The organism is Clostridia bacterium, from assembly GCA_034926675.1.
Classification (GTDB): domain Bacteria; phylum Bacillota; class DTU025; order DTU025; family DTU025; genus JAYFQW01.
The window spans coordinates 1-19,803 of record JAYFQW010000024.1 but is presented as its reverse complement, the minus strand read 5'-3'; the positions used below and the strand labels follow the sequence as shown (position 1 = coordinate 19,803).

Annotated in this window: 18 protein-coding genes; all 18 read left to right on the top strand. The window is 60.3% G+C overall.

The window, feature by feature from the left end; translation table 11 throughout:
* Positions 1–47: 47 nt before the first annotated feature.
* Positions 48–1,316 (top strand): extracellular solute-binding protein, encoded by a 1,269-nt coding sequence (locus tag VB144_07275; protein ID MEA4883440.1) that lies wholly within the window; start codon positions 48–50, stop codon positions 1,314–1,316.
* A gap of 111 nt (positions 1,317–1,427) precedes the next feature.
* Positions 1,428–2,381: a sugar ABC transporter permease gene (locus tag VB144_07270; GenBank protein ID MEA4883439.1), complete on the top strand. Its 954-nt coding sequence runs from the start codon at positions 1,428–1,430 to the stop codon at positions 2,379–2,381.
* Positions 2,378–3,289, top strand: coding sequence for a carbohydrate ABC transporter permease (locus tag VB144_07265; GenBank protein ID MEA4883438.1), 912 nt, complete (start codon positions 2,378–2,380; stop codon positions 3,287–3,289). The genes VB144_07270 and VB144_07265 overlap by 4 nt, the downstream gene beginning before the upstream one ends.
* 4 nt (positions 3,290–3,293) lie before the next feature.
* On the top strand, positions 3,294–6,086 hold the full coding sequence (locus VB144_07260; GenBank protein MEA4883437.1) for a cellobiose phosphorylase: 2,793 nt from the start codon (positions 3,294–3,296) through the stop codon (positions 6,084–6,086).
* Between the two features lie 19 nt (positions 6,087–6,105).
* A complete protein-coding gene (locus VB144_07255) occupies positions 6,106–6,558 on the top strand; it encodes a hypothetical protein (protein ID MEA4883436.1) in 453 nt (150 codons plus the stop codon).
* A gap of 59 nt (positions 6,559–6,617) precedes the next feature.
* Positions 6,618–7,112 carry a YqeG family HAD IIIA-type phosphatase gene (locus tag VB144_07250; GenBank protein MEA4883435.1) on the top strand — a complete coding sequence of 165 codons (495 nt, stop codon included), beginning with the start codon at positions 6,618–6,620 and terminating at the stop codon, positions 7,110–7,112.
* 60 nt (positions 7,113–7,172) lie between these two features.
* Entirely contained in the window at positions 7,173–9,647 is a 2,475-nt protein-coding gene (gene priA / locus VB144_07245) for a primosomal protein N' (protein MEA4883434.1), read from the top strand.
* 74 nt (positions 9,648–9,721) lie between these two features.
* Positions 9,722–10,189: a peptide deformylase gene (def, locus tag VB144_07240; protein MEA4883433.1), complete on the top strand. Its 468-nt coding sequence runs from the start codon at positions 9,722–9,724 to the stop codon at positions 10,187–10,189.
* 3 nt (positions 10,190–10,192) lie between these two features.
* Positions 10,193–11,152 (top strand): methionyl-tRNA formyltransferase, encoded by a 960-nt coding sequence (gene fmt / locus VB144_07235; GenBank protein ID MEA4883432.1) that lies wholly within the window; start codon positions 10,193–10,195, stop codon positions 11,150–11,152.
* Between the two features lie 51 nt (positions 11,153–11,203).
* Positions 11,204–11,899: a zinc metallopeptidase gene (locus tag VB144_07230; protein MEA4883431.1), complete on the top strand. Its 696-nt coding sequence runs from the start codon at positions 11,204–11,206 to the stop codon at positions 11,897–11,899.
* Positions 11,892–13,277 (top strand): 16S rRNA (cytosine(967)-C(5))-methyltransferase RsmB, encoded by a 1,386-nt coding sequence (rsmB, locus tag VB144_07225; protein ID MEA4883430.1) that lies wholly within the window; start codon positions 11,892–11,894, stop codon positions 13,275–13,277. Before VB144_07230 ends, rsmB begins: the two co-directional genes overlap by 8 nt.
* A 39-nt stretch (positions 13,278–13,316) precedes the next feature.
* Positions 13,317–14,753: a SpoIVB peptidase gene (spoIVB, locus tag VB144_07220; GenBank protein MEA4883429.1), complete on the top strand. Its 1,437-nt coding sequence runs from the start codon at positions 13,317–13,319 to the stop codon at positions 14,751–14,753.
* Between the two features lie 67 nt (positions 14,754–14,820).
* Positions 14,821–15,078 (top strand): response regulator transcription factor, encoded by a 258-nt coding sequence (locus VB144_07215; GenBank protein MEA4883428.1) that lies wholly within the window; start codon positions 14,821–14,823, stop codon positions 15,076–15,078.
* A gap of 63 nt (positions 15,079–15,141) precedes the next feature.
* On the top strand, positions 15,142–15,891 hold the full coding sequence (locus VB144_07210; GenBank protein MEA4883427.1) for a sporulation initiation factor Spo0A C-terminal domain-containing protein: 750 nt from the start codon (positions 15,142–15,144) through the stop codon (positions 15,889–15,891).
* A 43-nt stretch (positions 15,892–15,934) separates the two neighbouring features.
* Positions 15,935–17,089: a putative cytokinetic ring protein SteA gene (gene steA / locus VB144_07205; GenBank protein MEA4883426.1), complete on the top strand. Its 1,155-nt coding sequence runs from the start codon at positions 15,935–15,937 to the stop codon at positions 17,087–17,089.
* Positions 17,090–17,180: 91 nt separating this feature from the next.
* Entirely contained in the window at positions 17,181–18,086 is a 906-nt protein-coding gene (locus tag VB144_07200; GenBank protein ID MEA4883425.1) for a copper transporter, read from the top strand.
* Between the two features lie 5 nt (positions 18,087–18,091).
* Positions 18,092–18,799 (top strand): glycosyltransferase family 2 protein, encoded by a 708-nt coding sequence (locus VB144_07195; GenBank protein ID MEA4883424.1) that lies wholly within the window; start codon positions 18,092–18,094, stop codon positions 18,797–18,799.
* A gap of 117 nt (positions 18,800–18,916) precedes the next feature.
* Positions 18,917–19,762, top strand: a complete 846-nt coding sequence (locus VB144_07190) for a hypothetical protein (protein ID MEA4883423.1) — start codon at positions 18,917–18,919, stop codon at positions 19,760–19,762.
* Positions 19,763–19,803 lie beyond the last annotated feature (41 nt).

Genomic DNA, 19,803 nt, shown 5'->3' with positions numbered 1-19,803 from the left:
CACTCGTAAGCCATCGCGAACCGAATAATCCTTAGGAGGGATTCATCTTGAAGAAGAGCATTCTCTGGGCAGCCGCCATTCTGTGCCTCGTCTTGATGTCCTCTGCGGCGCTAGGAGCCGCCAAGGAGAAGATCGTCGTAGGAGTATTCCCTGACCTCGACACTGCCTACAAGGCCTTGCTCGACAAATTCAGCGTCAAGTATCCCGACATCGAGGTGGAGATCAAGTCCCTCGGTTACGCAGACCACCACGATAATCTGGTCACCACCATAGCGGCAGGGTCTGGCGCCCCAGACGTGGCTGCGGTCGAGATCGGGTACATAGCGAAGTTCGTCACCAGCGGCGGCCTTGTGGATCTGCTGCAGAAGCCGTACGAAGCGGGACGTTACAAGAGTAATGTGGCCCCCTACGCTTGGGCCCAGAGCACTGCCGATGATGGCAGGCTTGTTGCGATGCCTGTTGACATCGCTCCTGGGTGCGCCTACTACAGGCGCGATATCTTCGCGCAGTTCAACACCAAGATCGAGGAGATCAAGACCCTCGATGACCTCTACAACTTCGGCAAGAAAGTGACTCGCGACACTAATGGCGACGGCAAGGTGGATCGCTGGCTCATCCCCGATGCTGGCGACATAGCTACAATGATCATAAAGACCGGCCCATACTTCGACGGGAACGGCAAGTGCCTGGTCGACGCCGAGCGCTTCAAGCTCGCGTTCACGTGGGCGAAGAAGTTCAGAGACGCTGGCCTGGACGCTCAGGTTGGGGCGTGGACCAATGAGTGGTACACCTGCTTCCAGGAGGGCCTGATTGCCTACCAGCCCAGCGGCGCCTGGCTCGGAGGGCATCTCCAGAACTGGATGGCGCCTCAGACCAAGGGCAAGTGGGGAGTAGCCGCATTCCCAGCACTCAAGGCAGGCGAGAAGAACCTCCTAGTGGGTTGGGGAGGCAGCTTCCTCGCGATTCCGCAGCAGAGCAAGCATAAGGATGCCGCCTGGAAGTTCATCGAGTTCATCGCCGCCAATGCCGATGCCCAGATGAGTTCGTTCAAGACCACCAACGCATTCCCTGCCTGGATGCCGGCGTGGACAGGCGACTACTTCAACGAGAAGATCGAATTCCTTGCCGGTCAGCAGGCGAGGATCCTGTGGGTCGACATAGCGAAGCGGATACCCGAGATTGAGACCAATAAGTTCGATATCGTTGCTTCGGACCTGGTGAGCACCGCCCTGGTGTCAGTTCTCAACGAAGGCAAGGATATCGACCTTGCTCTCAAGGAAGCAAAGGCTCAGATAGAAAAGAGGACTGCCAGGTAAAGCCGTATTCATGGCAATGAGGCTCCGGACAGAGGGGCTGGGAGCGGAACCCGTGTGCGGGTGGATGCATCCGGCCCCTCCCATAATCTACGTTTGGGGATGGTGGCGGTCATGTTGAGGACAAGAGCTGTCCGCTCGGCCATGTGGCGCCAGAAGGCCGCTCCTTATGTATTCATCTCGCCCTTTTTCATCTTGTTCCTGGTGTTCTCCGCGTTCCCCCTTCTGTTTTCGCTGTACTTGGGCTTCCACTCCTGGGATGGCGTAGGACCGATGGAGTGGGCTGGCATCAAGAACTTTACTTACCTTCTCACTGACGACGTCTTCTGGCGAGCTGTGAGGAACACCGTGGTTCTCATGTTCCAATCGGCCGTGCCTCAGCACGTGTTCGCCTTGGCATTCGCGTTTATTCTTAACGGCGGATTCGTGCGCTGCAAGGACTTCTTCAAGGCCAGTCTGTTCCTGCCCTATCTCACGTCTGCCATCGCCGTGTCACTTCTTTTCAAAGCCATGTTCAGCTACAGGATGGGCCTGATCAACTACGGGCTTGAGGCCTTATGCCAGTGGGGGCCAGCGAAGACGCTGCTTAGGATGGCATCCCTGCTCCCCCCGGTGAACTGGCTTGGGAAGGCAATGTACGTTAAACCCGCCATATCCACTCTCATCGTCTGGCAGTGGACTGGTTGGAACACCATCCTTTACCTGGCGGGCCTGCAGGCGATAAACACCGAGTACTACGACGCGGCTCGTGTGGACGGCGCTACATGGCCGCAGGTATTCTTCAGAATCACCCTTCCGCTTCTGCGCCCGATGATACTGTTCGCAGCTACGCTTTCGATCATCGGGAGCATGCAGTTGTTCACTGAGCCTATGATCCTGACTACGAAGACGGGCGGGACGACCATGGCAGGCTACACCGTGGCCATGAACCTATACCAGGTGGCCTTCGACTGGAGATACTTCGGATCGGCAGCTGCGATTTCGTGGGTGTTGTTCATGATGATCTTCGCATTCTCACTGGTCAACTTCAGGCTAATGAGGGGCGATAGGGAGGAGGGCGGGCTATGAGGAGACGAAGGTTGGAAATGGGCGGAGGACGGGTTGGGAGCGCGCGAGGAACAGAATGCGGCCGATCCGCTGCAGGTCGATGGCTCCTAATGGTCCTAACCAGGATCCTGCTGTATGCTCCACTGGTGATAGCCACCTTGTCCTCGTTCTTCCCCTTCTGGTACATGCTTGTGCTCTCCACCAAGAGCAGGAGCCAGATATTCTCATCGCCGCCTCCGATGTGGTTCGGGAGTTCATTCCTTGAGAACTACCGCAGCTTGATTGCGCAGATACCATTCTGGAGGAACCTCTGGAACAGTGTATACATCGCAGTGATCGGCACCGTGATCACCCTCTTCCTCTGCTCGCTCGCAGGATATGGTTTCGCGATGTACAGGTTCCGGGGTCGCGAAGCCCTCTTCCGGGTGATGCTTGGAACCGTGATGATCCCGGGTTGGGTCATGATCATTCCTTCGTTCATCATGATGAGGAAGTTCGGGTGGTATGACACCCCCCGTGCTCTGTATCTTCCTGGGGCGGCAAGCGCCATGGGCATCTTCTTGATGCGTCAGTACATAGCCAGTGCTGTTCCGCGTGAACTGATGGACAGTGCCAGGATCGATGGCTGCGGCGAGTTCAGGATGTACTTCCAGATCATCCTCCCGCTGATTCGCCCGGCACTAGGCGCACAGGGGATCATGTCGTTCCTCGGCCAGTGGAACTCATTTGTTATGCCACTGGTAATGCTGCACGATAGAAACACGTTTACAGTGCCAGTTGCCCTCCGCTCCATGCAAGGCCTGGCATCGGTGGACTACGGTGCGGTCATGGTGGGATCAGTAATGGCCACGTTCCCCCTGATAGTGGTGTTTGCGTTCATGTCGAGGCAGTTCATTGCCGGTCTGATGCAGGGAGCAACGAAGGGGTAGAGGCATGAGAGGCGAGTTCACGTTTCCGAGTGCAGACGGCATCAGCTACCTGTACTTCCCGCTTGCCAACGAAGCGGGGATGATGTGCTCTATCACGCCCACGCTTCACGGCGATATCAAGGCCGGGCAACATGCTTACCTGATGCCTCCTGCGAGCGCGGAGGATCTCCACGAGTCGCGCTGGGCGAGGAATTTCTGGGTGTATGTCGATGGGTATGGCCCGTGGTCTGCCTCGGGGAATTCCGCCCGGCAGGTCGCCATGGGGTTCTCTTGCGCCAAAGAGGATGTCACGGTTGATGCAGGGTTCCTGTGGCACCGGGTGACCCGGGCCTCCCGCGAGGCCCTCATCTCGGCGGAGATCACGAACTTCGTCCCGGTGGGCGCCGACCGGGTTGAGCTAATGCTGGTGAAGGTGACAAATACGGGCGCGCATCCACGGAAGATCACCCCAACCGCTGCAATACCCATGTATTGTCGGTCTGCCGATAATATCAGGGACCATCGGCACGTGACATCGCTTCTTAACCGGGCTCGCACTACCCGGTACGGAGTCACGGTTACACCGACGATGTCTTTCGACGAACGTGGGCATAGGCCCAATCGCCTGACATATGCGGTGCTCGGAGCTGATGAAGACGGCGCGCCGCCCGTGGGAACCTATCCTGCGCTCCTCGATTTCGTGGGAGAGGGTGGAAACCTTGAATGGCCCAGAGCGGTGGTGGAAAATGCCGACGACTGGCTGCCCGCCGGGGCCAATGTGGATGGCTATGAGGCTGCCGGAGCGCTCCGATTCGAAAAGGCCGTGCTCCGGCCAGGGGAAAGCAGATCGTACGTGATTGCCATGGCCATCTCCGAAGACAACGTGGACGGGTTGGCCGAGAAGTACTGCTCTGCGAAGGCGTTCGAAGAGCAGTTGGCGGAGTGTTGCGCCCACTGGGAGCGCAAGGTTGGGGGAATCGCCTTCCACGGGAGAGATCCACAGTTCGATGCGTGGATGAGATGGGTGACGCTTCAACCGATGCTCAGACGGATCTACGGATGCTCGTTCCTTCCGCATCATGACTACGGCAAGGGCGGCAGAGGTTGGCGAGATCTTTGGCAGGATTGCCTTGCTGTTCTTCTTCTGGAGCCCGAGCCCGCCCGGGAACTGCTTCTGTCGGGTCTGGCAGGGGTGAGGATCGATGGCAGCAATGCCACGATAATCGGACACGATCCGGGGGAGTTCGTAGCCGATAGGAACGGTATTCCCAGGGTGTGGATGGACCACGGAGCATGGCCGTATCTAGCTGTGAGGATGTACATCGACCTCACTGGAGATATCGAATTTCTCCTTTCGGAGCAGCGCTACTTCAGAGACGGTCTGCTCGACCGGGCGCAGCGGCGCGATGAACGGTGGAACCCTGCCGAACCGCCTGTTCTCAGGCGGGCCGATGGCGCCGAATACTTGGGGTCGGTCCTGGAGCATCTCCTTGTTCCCCATCTGGTGCAGTTCTTCAACGTGGGTGAGCACAACTCCATCCGCCTGGAGGGCGCCGACTGGAATGATGCGCTCGACATGGCGAGCGACCGCGGGGAAAGCGTGGCATTCACTGCGATGTATGGATGGAACCTCGAGGGGTTGGCTGAGCTGATAGACGCCCTTGCCGCGTGCAAAGGCAGCTGCGAGGCTGGCCTGGGCGAGAGCTCGTGCCCTGGGCGAAACGGCGCAATGGAAAGTGGCATCCGGGCAGGGCTGGAACTGGAGATTGCCGAGGAACTCACTCCCCTCATCGATACTGCTGGCGGTCATCTCACCGACTACGATTCAGTGCCGGACAAGCGCGCTGTGCTCGGCGAGTACTTCGCGTCCTGTTCTGGCATGGTGAGCGGGCGAAAGAGGAGAGTCCCCGCGGCTGATCTTGGGGCCGATCTGCGACGGAAGGCGCGATGGATCAAGGAGCACATCAGGCAGGAGGAGTGGATAGAGGCCGGCGACGGATCTGGCTGGTTCAACGGATACTACGACAATGCTGGGAACTCGCTGGAGGGCGCTGATGCGGGCGCTGGCGCGGGCGATGTTGCTGTTGGTGGCGATGTGATGACCCTAACTGGGCAGGTGTTCACGGTAATGGGAGGCGCGGCCCGTGATGAACAGGTGCGCAAGATCATCAGCGCAGTGCGCAAACGCCTGGCTGATCCGGCCAACGGAGGGATTCGCCTGAACACTAACACTATCTGCCCCCGCCCTGACATGGGCAGGTGCTTTAGTTTCGCATATGGGCACAAGGAGAACGGGGCGATGTTCAGCCACATGGCGGTGATGTACGCGAACGCGCTATACAAGCGCGGGTTTGCCTCCGAGGGACGGGATGTCGTGCAGTCCGTATACAAGCTGTGCCGCGACGCGGGCGCGAGCCGAATGTACCCAGGGATCCCCGAATACATCGATGCGAGAGGGCGTGGGGTGTACCACTACCTTACCGGATCCGCGAGCTGGCTCCTGATCACCATGATATCCGAGGCCTACGGAGTGCGCGGCGCCATGGGCGACTTGCTGTTCTGCCCAAGGCTTCTTGCCGATGAGTTCGATTCATCGGGGTGCGCTGGGGTCCAGTGTGTGCATGCTGATCGGCGACTGTGGATCGAGTACCACAATCAGCATCATAAGCAATATGGCGAATACAGGGTGACTGCAGTGACAGTCGACGGAGCGGAACTATCCTTCAAGCTGACCTCGCGAGGGGCTCTGGCGCCGCGGAGCGCCATCGAAGCCCTGGATTCGCAGTGCGAGCACAGAATCCGCGTGGAGCTTGGGTGAGAGAATGTGGGGTGCTGCCATGTTAAGCCGTGCGGGTATCGCGCATCTGATCGACGAATACCCGATGACCTCAGATGGGTATAGTCCATTGATAGACTTCGGAGAATGGCGAGTTGCGGTATTGCGTTTCTGTGACGGGGTTGCGCCGGGGAACATCCGCTCAATGCAGCGCCACGACGAGACCGACGAAGTGTTCGTGCTGCTTGCCGGGAAGTGCATTCTGTTTGCTTTCGAGAGCGGCGCTCCGGATGGATCTGTTGAGTCGATGAGGGCGCTTGAGATGAACCCCATGAAGGCGTACAACGTGCGACGGTCAGTCTGGCACACTCACGTGCTGAGTCCTGACGCGGCGGTCCTCATCGTTGAGAATCGCACTACTTCCGAGGTCAACTCTCCGCAGTGCGCGCTCGGACCTGACCTTACGGCAGAGATCGAAAGGACGGTGAAGGAGGCCTGGAGAACAGGCCCCTGAAACTGGCAGGGATCACCACACGCCCATCGCATGGTATAATGGCGCCATGGGATGGGAGGATGATCAGCCTGCTCTCTCCGGACGAACGCGTGGATGCAGTATGGGAGATCGACCTGAAGGCCCTAGCGGCGCGAGGGATCTCCGGAATCATCGTCGATGTGGACAATACCCTTGCTGCCTGGGGAAGCACTAAGGTCTCGCCGATGGCCTTGGACTGGCTTGCGCGGGCGCGGGCGGCCGGGTTCGGCCTGTGCCTTCTCACTAACAACTGTGCCGCCAGGGGTGAGCATTTCCGGGATGCTCTTGGCATTCCCGCCGTGTACGGCTGGGTGAAGCCGTGGCCATGGGGATTTCGCCGCGCTATGCGGATCCTTGGAACTGGTCCTTCGGGCACAGTGATGGTTGGCGATCAACTCTTCACCGACATCCTGGGAGCGCGCATGCTTCGGCTATACTCCATCCTGGTCACGCCCATCTCCGATCATGAACTTCCAGTCACCCGCCTTGCAAGACACCTTGAAGGAATCATCCTGCGCGAGCGGCGCAGGCCATGATCTCAATCGGATGCAGGGCGCCAGCCCTGCAAGCCTACACGGATACGAGGTGAGGCCACCTTGGAGGCAAGATACGCCCAGGTGGTTGTGGACGTGCCCGCCCGAAGGGTTGACAAGTGCTACGATTACATAGTCCCAGAGGATCTACATGAGAAGATCGTTCCCGGGTGCAGAGTGATGGTGCCGTTCGGCCAGCGATCCGTGGAGGGATTCGTTGTTGGCCGCATTGATGAGTCCGAGGTTGATCAGGTGCGCGAGATCATCGGACCAGTCGCGGGCGCCCCTCCGATCCCCGAGGATCTGATCGATCTCGCCAGGTGGATGTCGGAGACTTACATATGCTTGCTAGTAGATGCGCTTCGGGTCATGCTCCCATCGGGCACTCGCGTGGAGTCGTCGGTTGTGGTGCACGTCAGCGGCTCTGAGGAAGAGGCCCGGGCCGCGAGGCTCACGGCGACCGCGCGTCGGGTTTTCGACTACCTTGTTGAGTGCGGCGGAGCTGCCCGGAGAGATGAAATCGGGACTGTGCTCGGGATTGGCGATGCATCAAGGCAGGTTGCGGCCTTGGTCCGAGCTGGGCTTGTGGAGACTGAGGCCGAATGGATGCCTCCGAAGGTCCGTCCCCGCACCGTCCGCGCGTTTCGGCTTTCGGCTTCCGCAGTGGATCCCGAATCCATCGCCGATGAGCTTGCCGCAAGGAGTCCTGCTCAGGCCGGAATCCTGAGGGCGCTGGCCAGGGCGGCGCAGAATGGACTGGCGCCGACAGGGCCGGCGCCGATCCCAAGGGCCGATCTGCTGCGGCAGGCGGGCTGCTCTTCGTCCGCTCTTGATGCGCTCGTTCGACGGAAGCTAGTGGAGCGGGCGGACCTAACAGTGGCCAGAGACCCAGCCGCAGGCCTCGGCATTCCGCGTCAAGCTGCTTTCAAACTCGCGCCTGATCAAGAGCGAGCGGTGGATGCCGTGGTTTCCCGTATGGACTCCGGCGGGGGCGTGGTGCTAGTTCACGGCGTGACCAGCTCCGGCAAGACTGAGGTGTACCTGAAGGCGATCGAGCACGCGCTTTCCCAGGGCAAGCAGGCTATTCTGCTTGTGCCGGACATATCGCTTACCCCGCAGATGGCGGACAGGGTAATGGGGAGGTTCGGCCGCCGCGTCGCGGTTCTCCACAGCGCACTCGGGGCGGGCGAGAGGCTCGACGAGTGGGAGAGGATACGCCGCGGCGAAGCCGATGTGGTTGTTGGAGCAAGATCGGCGGTCTTCGCTCCGGTGAAGTCGCTAGGGGTCATCATCATCGACGAGGAACATGACTCCTCGTACAAGCAAGATGATTCCCCAAGGTATCATGCGCGTGAGGTGGCTAGGTTCAGGGCAGAGAGGGCCGGGGCGACGGTGGTGTTGGGATCCGCGACTCCAAGCATAGAGTCGTACCGGGCTTCCGAGGCAGGGCACTACTCAAGGGTGGAGATGCCCAGTCGAATCGATGACAGACCTCTGCCGAGCATCGTCGTGGTCGACATGCGTGCCGAGCTCAAGTCCGGCAATCGGACGATCTTCAGCCGCTCACTTCGTGGGGCAATGCAGGAGTGCCTCGCCCATGGGCGTCAGGCGATTCTGTTCATGAACCGCAGGGGATACTCCACTTTCGTGCTATGCCGGGATTGCGGCTATGTTGTAAAATGCCCGAACTGCGAAGTATCCCTGACCTACCACGCTGGATGCTCGGAGATGGTGTGCCACTACTGCGGCCATGTGGAGCAGGTCCCAACGGCCTGTCCATCTTGCGGAGGCGCAAGAATCAGGTATTTCGGGGCAGGCACTGAGCGCATCGAGGAGGAAGCGCGGAGTTCCTTCCCGGATGCACGGGTGGCCAGAATGGATGTGGACACCACTCGGCGCAAAGGCGCTCACAGGGCAATACTGGAGGCTTTTGGCCGCGGAAACACGGATATCCTGGTTGGGACACAGATGATCGCGAAAGGGTTGGACTTCCCGAACGTGACCGTGGTGGGAGTGGTTTCGGCGGACACCGCTCTCAATCTCCCGGACTTCCGCGCCGCCGAACGCACATTCCAGCTGATATCGCAGGTGGCTGGCAGATCCGGCCGGGGTGAGGTTCCAGGAACGGTGTTCGTGCAGACGTACAACCCAGGGCATTATTCCATCTCCAAGGCGGCATGCCACGACTACCGTGGATTCTACGAGGCGGAACTCGCCGAGAGAGAAAGCCTTGGCTATCCTCCAGTGCGCGCTCTTCTGCGCATCCTGATCGCCGGCCCTGATGAATCCCAGGTCGTGAAGGCCGCAGGCAGGGCAGCATCGGCCTGTGCTGGCAGCAAGCCCGTTCTCGAAGGGCAGGTGGAGATCGTTGGCCCTGCGCCTGCTCCAATCTCGAGGATAGCGGGCAAATACAGGTGGCATGTGTTGCTGCTCTCCGGAAGCATCGCAGCCCTGCGCGCTGCGGCCCTGCCAGGTTGCGAAGGTCCGGCAAGCGGGGTTACAATAGCTCTGAACACGAACCCAGAGAGTATCCTGTAGTGGTGTAGTGCAGCATCCCGTGCTGTGGGGTTCGTCATCACCTGATCCGTACGATCTGAATGGAGGATTCGCAGTTGATATTGGAGATTCGCACCGATGGCGATCCGGTGCTCAGGGGCAAGGCCAGGCCGGTCCGGACCATCGACGCAGCGATGCTTAAGCTTGCTTCGAACATGTTGGAGACGATGTACGACGCGCCCGGCGTTGGGCTAGCCGCCCCTCAGGTCGGTGTCGCGCTGCGCCTGATAGTTGTGGACGCGGGTGACGGACCTAGGACGCTGTTCAACCCCGCCGTGGTTGCCGCCAAAGGCGAGGATTGCAGCGATGAAGGATGCCTCTCGGTTCCCGGAATGGTGGGGCGCGTCAAGCGGGCGGCCGAAGTGGATGTTGAGGCGTACGACAGACGCGGACGACGCGTCGCAATCCAGGCGCAGGATCTTCTGGCCCGGGTTTTGCAGCATGAGATAGATCATCTTGATGGTGTGCTCTTCACTGACAAGGCTGAGAATGTGCATCCTGTGGAAGAATCGGATGGTGATTAGCCTGTGCGCGTAGTGTTCATGGGAACGCCCGAGTTTGCCGTGCCAGCACTTCTTGCTTTGAGCTCTGCGGGGCATGATATTCAATGCGTAGCAACACAGCCCGACAAGCCCGCGGGCAGGGGCAGACGCATTGCATCTCCGCCGGTGAAGGAAGCCGCAGAGAAGCTTGGTTACGCCGTTGTTCAGCCTCGCCGGGTGAGCACTCCGGAGTTCATCCAGTCGATGCAGTCCCTCGATCCAGATGTGGCTGTGGTGGCGGCCTTCGGGCAGAAGATCCCAGGCAGCCTTCTAGCCGTTCCCAGGCATGGGTTTATCAACGTCCATCCTTCGCTTCTGCCTCGCTACAGAGGCGCTGCGCCGATTCAGAGATGCCTCATGAACGGAGATGCCGAGACCGGAGTAACGATCATGTACATGGACGAAGGCTGGGACACTGGCGATATGGGCCTAGTTCAGCGCGTAGCAATCCCGGCACATGCGGATGCAGGCGAGATGTCGCGAATGCTTGCGCAGGCTGGTGGGGAACTCCTTGTCAGGTTTCTTCGTCTATTGGAAGAGCGGAGAGCGCCTCGAAAAGCACAGGATCACGGCCTTGCCACCTATGCGCCGAAGATATCCCCTGAGGATGAGGAGATCGACTGGACTCGGGGAGCGCGCGAGATAGTCAACCGTATTCGCGCGCTATCACCCCAGCCTGGCGCCAGGACCAGCCTTGACGGACAGCTTCTGCGGGTCCTCCGTGCCAGTGTGGTGGATAGCCCGGCAGGCGCGAACTGCCTTTCCGGGCAGGTAATCGTGGGGCCACGATGTGAGCTCATCATCAGATGCGGCAGGTCTGGCGCTGAAGCAGTGGCCATGGATGAGGTTCAGCCTGCCGGCAAGAGGTGCATGAAGGCCTCGGAGTTCGCGAGGGGCCGGAGGATCTCCTCCGGTGCGCTTCTGGGCTACGGCTCGTCAAACTAGTGCGCTGCAGGGAGCGCTCGAATGGGAAAGGGGTGATTGACCTTGCCTTTCATGTACTATTACGACCCTACCTATCTGCTGGTGATACCGGCGTTCATATTCGCGCTGTACGCTCAAATGAAGGTGCAGTCTACCTTCAATCGCTACCTGCGCATTCGCTCCAGTTACGGCATGACAGGCGGCGATGTGGCGCGCGGGATACTCGCTTCGAATGGCGCGCGCGATGTCAAGGTCGAAGAGATAGGCACAATGCTGGGAGATCATTTTGACCCAAGAACTAAGACCCTTCGCCTTTCTCCGCAAGTATATGGGAGTCCGTCAATTGCCGCGGTGGCAGTTGCGGCCCATGAGAGTGGCCATGCGATGCAGAACCAGGATAGCTACGGCCCTTTGGCTCTGCGCCAGGCCATATTGCCAGTGGCGAGTTTCGGGTCGTCTCTAGCAGTTCCGCTGTTCATCGTTGGCATGCTCCTAGCGTCAAGCCAGGGTGGGCAGTTCCTGATGAGCCTGGGAATATGGCTTTTCATCGGAGCGGTGGCATTTCAGCTGATAACCCTTCCGGTGGAGTTCAACGCGAGCGCGAGGGCTCTAGCGCTTCTATCAGACGGCGGCTATGTGACAGCAGACGAAATACCTGCAGCCAGACGTGTCCTTGAGGCGGCCGCCCTCACCTATGTCGCTGCGGCAGCGGTTGCAGTAACCCAGCTTCTGAGGTTGCTTGTCCTGAGGAACAGCAGACGTGATTAGGCGCCCTGACTTTCGGAGGTCAGCCCCGTGTGGAAGAGACCTCGCAATAGAAGTCGCCTACCGATGTGATCAGGACGGCATGTTCGCCCATGCCGCCTGGTCATTGTCTTTGTGCGGGAAGGTGATGGATCCAAGGGAGCGAAGGCTTGGCATGGAGATCGCCTTCGGCGCCATCCGCCGCAGGGTCACCCTGGACTGGTGCATTGAGTCTTCTGCTGCGAGGCTGGTGTCGCAGATCGACCCTCTGGCTCTCGCGATACTGCGCACAGGGGCCTACCAGATCATGTTCATGTCGCGGATCCCGAAGCATTCTGCTGTGTCAGAGGCAGTGGAATCCGCGAGGCGCCTCACGCATTCTGGCATCGCCTCGTTCGCCAATGCGGTGCTGAGGCGGATCGCATCACCCAGTTTCGAACCGGGTTTTCCCGATCCCGCTTGCGGGCAGGCCCGCGCTATGGCAGTGAGGCTCTCCTATCCAGAGTGGCTTGTGCGGCTTTGGATTGAGAATTACGGCCCGGAGAATGCCGAGGAGATGCTTCGGGCGGGCAATGACGCTCCTTCGGTGGTGTTGCGCGCCAACACAGCAAGGGGAACAGTCGATGCTGTGTCTGATTCCCTGAAGAAGGCAGGGGTGTCGGCAACGCCTGGCCAGCTGGTCCCGGAGGCTCTCAGAGTAGAGGGGCCCATCGATTCGGTGGAGTCCCTTCCAGGCTTCGATCAGGGGCAGTTCTCCGTTCAGGACGAGAGTTCGATGCTCGTTGCCCATGTTCTGGCAGCGAAGCCTGGGGATTTCGTGATCGATGCCTGTGCTGCTCCGGGCGGGAAAGCCACTCACATTGCGGAGCTTGCACGGGATTCCGGACGAGTTCTCGCGGCCGATGTCGCACCTGACCGAGTGGAGATGATCAGGCAGTCATCCGAGAGGCTGGGCCTATCCTCTGTTGAGCCGATCTGCTGTGATGCACGTGTCCTGGCCGAGTCCTATTCGGGGCAGGCTGATGCCGTTCTTGTGGACGCACCCTGCTCTGGGCTGGGAGTGCTCGCGCGACGCCCGGACGCGCGTTTTCGGAAGAGTCCGGAGGAGATAGCCGTCCTGGCGGACCTACAGGCCCAGATACTCAGTTCCGCCGCCGCCTGCGTGAAAAGCGGCGGAACGCTGGTATACAGCACATGCACACTCACCCGGGCGGAGAATCAGGAACAGGTCGCTGCCTTTCTCGCAAGTCATCGCGATTTCGCACGCTCCGCCATCGCGCCGCACATGCCCTCAGAGGCGGCGTGTGGCTTATGCAGGAGCGAGTCCTCCGACATGTTTGAGTTGCTCCCCTCGAAATCCGGCGCCGACGGCTTCTTCATCTCCCGCATGAAACGGGCGTAGACACCTACCACACTGCCATACCGCGTTGCCAACCCGAGCATGTTTTGTCGCGAATACGCTGCATCCACCGCGGACACTTTATACCCGCGCGGGCGTCAGCGTTTTCCCGACGAGAGCCCGCGACGAAGCGGGTGGAACATGCGGACAACGTCGAAATGGGTTGCAGGCGCGGCAGCAATCCTTATCCTGACTGTGCTGCTCTTCGCAGGAGGTCCGATCCTGGAGCTGACCTGGAGGCCAGCTCGAATGCGGGTGTCCCAGGGCCAGGCGTTCGACATCGACACGCGAATCCCCTGGCAGGGGGCGGTGCTCTCAGATCCGTCGGACTCTCTTCTCATCAATAGGGCAGGCGGAAGCAGCATCTCTGTTACGCCCGCCCGCCCAGGCCGGACTGAGGTCGAGGTGCGTCTGGGCGAAGGCAGGCTGAGCATTCCAGTCAGGCGTCTCGTAGTTGACGTCGTGCCTGAGATGCGTGTTGTGCCAGGCGGCCACTCCATCGGAATACTCCTTGCATCCAACGGTGTGTGTGTGATGGGGTTGTACCCAGTGATCGGCGTAGATGGCGGCAGATACCTCCCGGCGCGCGATGCAGGCATTCGGGTCGGAGATGTCGTCCTTTCGGTGGAGGGCAGGCCCGTAGCGGACTCGGCGGATCTCGAGGAACTCGTGTCATCTGCCGCCCGTAGCCGCGGGCAGGCAACGGTCCGGATCGCGAGGGCAGGGCGGGAGATCGATCTCCAGATCACACCTGCTCAATGTGAGGCCGGATTCCGTATCGGAGCGTATGTTAGGGATAACGCTGCCGGCGTCGGAACCCTCACTTTCTGGCATGCTGTCTCGGGCCGCTTCGGCGCTCTAGGTCACGTGGTGTTGGATGCGCAAACGGGGAAGGAAGTTGGCATAACCGACGGCAGGATCGTATCTGCGAGGGTCACAGGGATTGAGTCAGGCGGAGTTGGCCAGCCCGGAGAGAAGATCGGGGCTTTCGCGGGTGCGCGAGACAATATCGGGGTGGTGGATTCCAACACATCGGTTGGCATATATGGCACGCTCGCCTCAGGCGTGGATAACCCATTCTACCCAGAGCCAATTCCTGTCGCCCTGGCGTCGGCGGTCCACGAGGGCCCGGCTGAGATGCTTACGGTGATATCCGGGACTACCATAGAACGCTTTGCGGTGGAGATTGTGAAAGTGTCACGTCAGTCACGTCCAGGCGGTCGGGGCCTGGTGATTAGGGTGACTGATCCCCTGCTTGTGGAGCGGACTGGCGGGATAGTTCAGGGGATGAGCGGCTCTCCTCTGATACAGGACGGCAAGCTGATAGGCGCCGTCACGCACGTATTTGTCTCGGATCCGACCCGAGGCTATGGTGTGTTTGCTGAGTACATGCTGGATGCCGCGGGTCTTCTGGAAAAGTGGGGACTCACCGTCGAAAGGCCCATACACGGCAGAATTCGGCACATCATATTATGTTAGCGCCAGATAGGGAAGCAGTCTTGCTTCGCCTGTTGATACGCCCGGAAGGGGTTGAGAGGTGAGGCCTGTGCCCGAAGCGAAGCCCGACACCGATTCGTCCAAAGCGCTCGCGCTGGAGAAGCTGTCTCCGAGGGAGCGCGAGATCATAAATATGGTTGCCATGGGGCTGAGCAATCAGAGCATTGGGGAGAAGCTATTCATATCCGACAAGACTGTCAAGAACTACGTCACAAGCATACGCAGGAAGCTTGGCCTTGAGAACAGAATACAGGTTGCTCTTTACGCAATACGCTGTGGACTAGTGGACCCGGGATCGGGTGCGTGACGGAAGGGAAACCGCGGGAGTGCGTAGAAAGCATTGGGCGGCTAGTGACGGAGGTGCCCGATGATGCCAGATGGTCGTACGCGCATCCTGCTGGTTGACGACAATGTGGATTTCACCCGCGTGACGGCGGAGTACCTAGGCATTCAGCCCGACATGGAGGTCGTGGGCATAGCCCACGATGGAGTGGAAGGCCTCGAGATGGCTGCCAGGATCAGTCCAGACCTGATTCTGCTGGACTTGATCATGCCACATCTCGACGGAATCGGAGTAATCGAGCACCTTCGCCACGCGAGTATTCCAAACCGTCCGTGTGTCATCGTGCTCACCGCGGTCGGACAGGAAGCAGTTGTATCCAGGATGATCGCAGCGGGGGCCGACTACTACATCATGAAACCGTTCGATTTCGGCGTGCTCACCGATAGAATCCGGCGGTTCACATCTGTTCCGCCGGATTCCGCACGTCCGGAGATCTACGTCACTAGCCTCCTGCACGAGATGGGAATCCCCGCTCACCTGCTAGGCCATGCCTACCTGCGCGACGCGATTCTGATGGCTCTGGATGAGGGGCAGGTATCTGGGAATGTCACCCGAGTGATCTACCCAACGATAGCTGCTTCGCGCGGAGCGACTCCGTCTCGCGTGGAGCGCGCCATGCGGCACGCCATTGAGATTGCGTGGTCAAGAGGGGATATCGACACGCTCAACGGCATTTTCGGCCACACTGTGGACGCGGAGAAGGGCCGCCCCACGAATTCGGCATTCATCGCCAGGGTTGCCGACAAGATCCGCCTCGACATGCTGGCTCGGTCCTGACGGACCGACGTATGCTCGCAAGCGCCAATGGGACAATAAGAACGTGAGCAACAATGAGCCCCGCTTGTCCGCTGGCAAGGCCGTTGGCAGGGCCGTGGCTGACAGGCACACGAAGCGCCTTGTGCAGCGGATTGCGCCAGGCGATATTGCCATCATATCCCATGCGGACATTGATGAAGTGTCAGCCAGCTCTATCATTGCCGCGAAGCCTATGGCAGTGGTGAACGCAAGTCAGTCCATCACTGGCCGATACCGTTGCCCCGGACCCCTAATGCTGCTCGATGCGGGTATCCCGGTTCTGGATGGCGTGGGTGAGCAGCTGCTGGACCTCGTGGCCGATGGCGACGAAATTGAGGTGCGAGAAGCGACAGTGTACCGGGGGGGCGTTGAGCTGGCCTCTGGGGAATGGCTCACCCGCGAGCGGGTGGAAGCCATGTACGAGCGCGCAGAGGAGAACCTCGAGCCTGAACTTGAGAAGTTCGTGGTGAATACCCTCCAGTACGCCATCAAGGAGAAAGACATCATCCTCGGAGGAGTGGAGTGCCCTGCCATCAACACTCGAATTCGAGGCAGGCATTGTCTCATCGCAGTGCGTGGATCGGCGTTCCGCGAGGATCTGGAGGCAATCCAGTCCTACATATGCGACATGCGGCCTGTTCTCATCGGTGTCGACGGCGGTGCGGATGCCCTCCTCGAGAAGGGATTTCCTCCCGATATCATCATTGGCGACATGGACTCAGTCTCCGACCACGCACTCGGGTGCGGCGCGGAGCTCATCGCTCACGCCTACCCTGACGGGCGATCGCCTGCATCTGATCGCCTCACATCCATGGGCCTTCCTCACATGACCTTCCGCTGCCCCGGAACAAGCGAAGACGCAGCGATGCTGCTTGCCTATGATAAGGGGGCTTCTCTGATCGTGGCGCTTGGCGCCCACTCGAACATGCGCGACTTTCTTGAGAAGGGCAGGCCTGGAATGGGAAGCACGTTTCTGGCACGGCTGAAGGTGGGGGCGCTTCTCGTGGATGCGCGCGGAGTGAGCGAGCTGTACAGGGGAAGGCTACGAGTGGGGCACATCGCGTGGATACTCGCTGCTGCGACTGTCCCCTTGGCGGCCTCGGTTTTCTCGTCCCATGCAGTATCGGGCATTGCCAAGCTGATACTGCTCAGGATCAGGGTGATGCTGGGGTTCCTCTAGATCGGAATTGGTTTCGCCAGTCTCTGCAGGGCACTCCGGGATGTCCCCCGATCTAGCCCGGATCAGTGAATAGAGCGGGGCGATTGCGGTGATGGGTCTGAGATACCATGTTGTGTCACTTGTGGCTGTCCTCGTGGCTCTGGGAATCGGCATACTCCTGGGCGCCTCCATGGCTGGCGACGAGGGTCTGGCAGGTCAGCAGCGTGCGCTCATTGACCAGCTTCACTCGGATTTCGCCAGGCTCGCCAGGGAGAGGGATGACCTCGCATGGGAACTTGGCGCATCACTGAAGTACGCCGAGGAGACCATGCCGTACATTGTGCAGGGGAGGCTCGCAGGGAAGACCATCGCCATTGTTGCCATGCCGCTTGTTGAAGCGGGTGATGTGGCCCTGGCGGAGAGGGCGTGCCGAGTGGCAGGGGGCACAGTAGGCGCCATCATAACGATAGGAGATAACCGGCTCATCGGGGCCCGGTCCGACGAGATTGCGGTGTGGGCGCAGGCGGTGGCCTCGTCTGACCTAGGGAGGGTCAGGTCGCTCGCAGCCACCGGAGTCGCGAAGGTGAAGATGTCGCAAGACTGCAGGTTTGATGCTCTGCTTGTGCTGGCTTTGCCCGAGATTCCAGCTGGCCGACGCACCGAATTCATCGACGCTCTGGGCTGCGAGGCACAGAGGAGCAACATGCCGCGTGTGATTGGGTGGGCCGGGGAAATGACCGGAGGGCGAGCCGGCGCCTACGCCGGAGCGGAGGCCGGCGCCGGCACTGGAACTGGCACTGGAACCCAATCCGGGACTGGAACTGAGACTGGAACTGGGGCCCGCTCTGGCAGGGGCATGGCTTCCACATACGGTGCATCCGGCTGCACCCAGGTATATGGGATTAGCCAGGTCCCCGGAACTGTAGCGGCAGTAATGGCTCTCGCTGGCGCAGAGGGCGCCTTCGGAATGCCTCCAGCCCCGGCCTTTCTCCCGCTGCTCCCAGATGGCAAGGAGTGAGCGGAGTGGGGCCGGTTGTGGCAATAGTGCCCGCGTTCAACGAGGAGGCCACGGTCGGCGACACTGTGCAGGCACTGCACAGGTGCGAAGCAGTGGATCTGGTGATGGTCGTCGATGATGGCTCAAGTGACGATACCGCTCGTCGCGGGCTCCTGGCTGGAGCGGAGATAGTCAGATGTGAAAGGAACCGCGGCAAGGCCGCAGCCATCGTTGCGGGGCTTCGAACTGCTCGCGCGGTGGGACCAAGTATCGTAGCATTCGCAGATGCTGACCTCGCTCAGACTGCATCTGAGCTCACTCTGGTAATCCACCCGGTGAGGCGGGACGAGGCGGACATGGCAGTCGCGGGCTTCCCGAAAACTCGGAGGGGAGGGATTGGCCTGGCTGTTGGGCTTGCCAGGACGGGTGTGGCCTGCCTAACTGGGGTCCGTCTTGCATGGCCACTATCAGGTCAACGAGCGATGAGGGCGGACGCCCTGTATGCGCTTCTGGACGGGGGGATTGGAGCGTCTGCATGCGACCGCTGGAGTGGCGTGGGATTTGGGCTGGAAGTGGCACTGGCAATAGACTGGCTTAGCGCTGGTTACAACATAGTGGAAGTGCCCACGCAGATGCGCCACCGGGATACAGGCATGAATGCCAAGGGCATTATCCACAGGGGCAAGCAGTTCTGGGCGGTTGCCGCCGTGGTCGCCTCAAGAGCGTTCCATTGACCGATCAGTTCACGATTGGGGGTACGACGAACGGTTCAGCCACTCCTGGTGAAAGTCGTGGCAATCGCCGTGGCAGGGGCTGTCATCACACGCGCATCCTCACGAGGCATAACCGAAATGCTGCTGCGCACGATTGGACCAGTTCCAAACTACAGACGCCGACCGGTCGCATTTCCAGGCGGCATCATGGTGATTCTGGGAGCGGTCGGCGGTCCGGTGGCGCTGGCTGTGTTTGGTGCAGTGATCGCGGGCATGCCTTTCCTGGCCAACGCGGTCGGCGCCAATTGGCGCCAGAGTGAGGGCACGGCCAGCGCAGGATATGCGGCCTGCCGCCTGGGCGCGTATCTAGCATTGTCGCTTGGGTTTGGCCTTGCAGGGTTCGTCGACGACATGCTTGGCGACCACGACCATTCGGGGTTCGCTGGGCACATGGGGGCGCTGAAGCAAAGGATCGTGACCACTGGTGCGCTCAAGGTGATCCTAGGGGGATTAGTGGCCACGGGCGCCGTGGCGGTGATGGGTGGGCGCGGCGTGCGGCTCCTGCTTGACGCTGCAGTGGTCGCCCTAGCAGCCAACTTCGTGAACCTGCTGGATCGTCGCCCAGGCAGGGCTGCGAAGGGCTTCCTAGCGGGGTGCGGGATTGCAGTGGCCCTCAGCGGGGCTCTGTTAGGCCCCGGCGCCATTGCGCGGATACTCGACCCTGCCTCGGGTGCGCTAGGCGCCGCTATTGCCTTTGCTCCGATGGACTTGGGGGAGCGAGCGATGCTTGGCGATACTGGAGCAAACTCCCTCGGTGCAGCTCTAGGATTTGTGATTCTCGGATTGCCCGCCTCCTGGCGCACGTTGGCGCTTGCGGCTCTGATCTGGCTGACTGCGACCTCCGAAAGCCGGTCATATGGCGAGATCATAGAGGGAATCCCGATACTGAGATTTCTAGATAGGCTGGGTCGAGGCAATTTCTGAAAGGGCCCGCGCGCGAATCCGGGAGAAAGCTGGGACTCTGT

Coding starts and splice junctions, on each gene's coding strand:
- spoIVB (MEA4883429.1), top strand. CDS start 13,317: ATGTTTTGTCGCGAATACGCTGCATCCACCGCGGACACTTTATACCCG.
- VB144_07200 (MEA4883425.1), top strand. CDS start 17,181: ATGGGTCTGAGATACCATGTTGTGTCACTTGTGGCTGTCCTCGTGGCT.
- VB144_07210 (MEA4883427.1), top strand. CDS start 15,142: ATGCCAGATGGTCGTACGCGCATCCTGCTGGTTGACGACAATGTGGAT.
- VB144_07255 (MEA4883436.1), top strand. CDS start 6,106: ATGTTAAGCCGTGCGGGTATCGCGCATCTGATCGACGAATACCCGATG.
- VB144_07250 (MEA4883435.1), top strand. CDS start 6,618: ATGATCAGCCTGCTCTCTCCGGACGAACGCGTGGATGCAGTATGGGAG.
- VB144_07260 (MEA4883437.1), top strand. CDS start 3,294: ATGAGAGGCGAGTTCACGTTTCCGAGTGCAGACGGCATCAGCTACCTG.
- VB144_07265 (MEA4883438.1), top strand. CDS start 2,378: ATGAGGAGACGAAGGTTGGAAATGGGCGGAGGACGGGTTGGGAGCGCG.
- VB144_07230 (MEA4883431.1), top strand. CDS start 11,204: ATGTACTATTACGACCCTACCTATCTGCTGGTGATACCGGCGTTCATA.
- VB144_07190 (MEA4883423.1), top strand. CDS start 18,917: ATGCTGCTGCGCACGATTGGACCAGTTCCAAACTACAGACGCCGACCG.
- VB144_07270 (MEA4883439.1), top strand. CDS start 1,428: ATGTTGAGGACAAGAGCTGTCCGCTCGGCCATGTGGCGCCAGAAGGCC.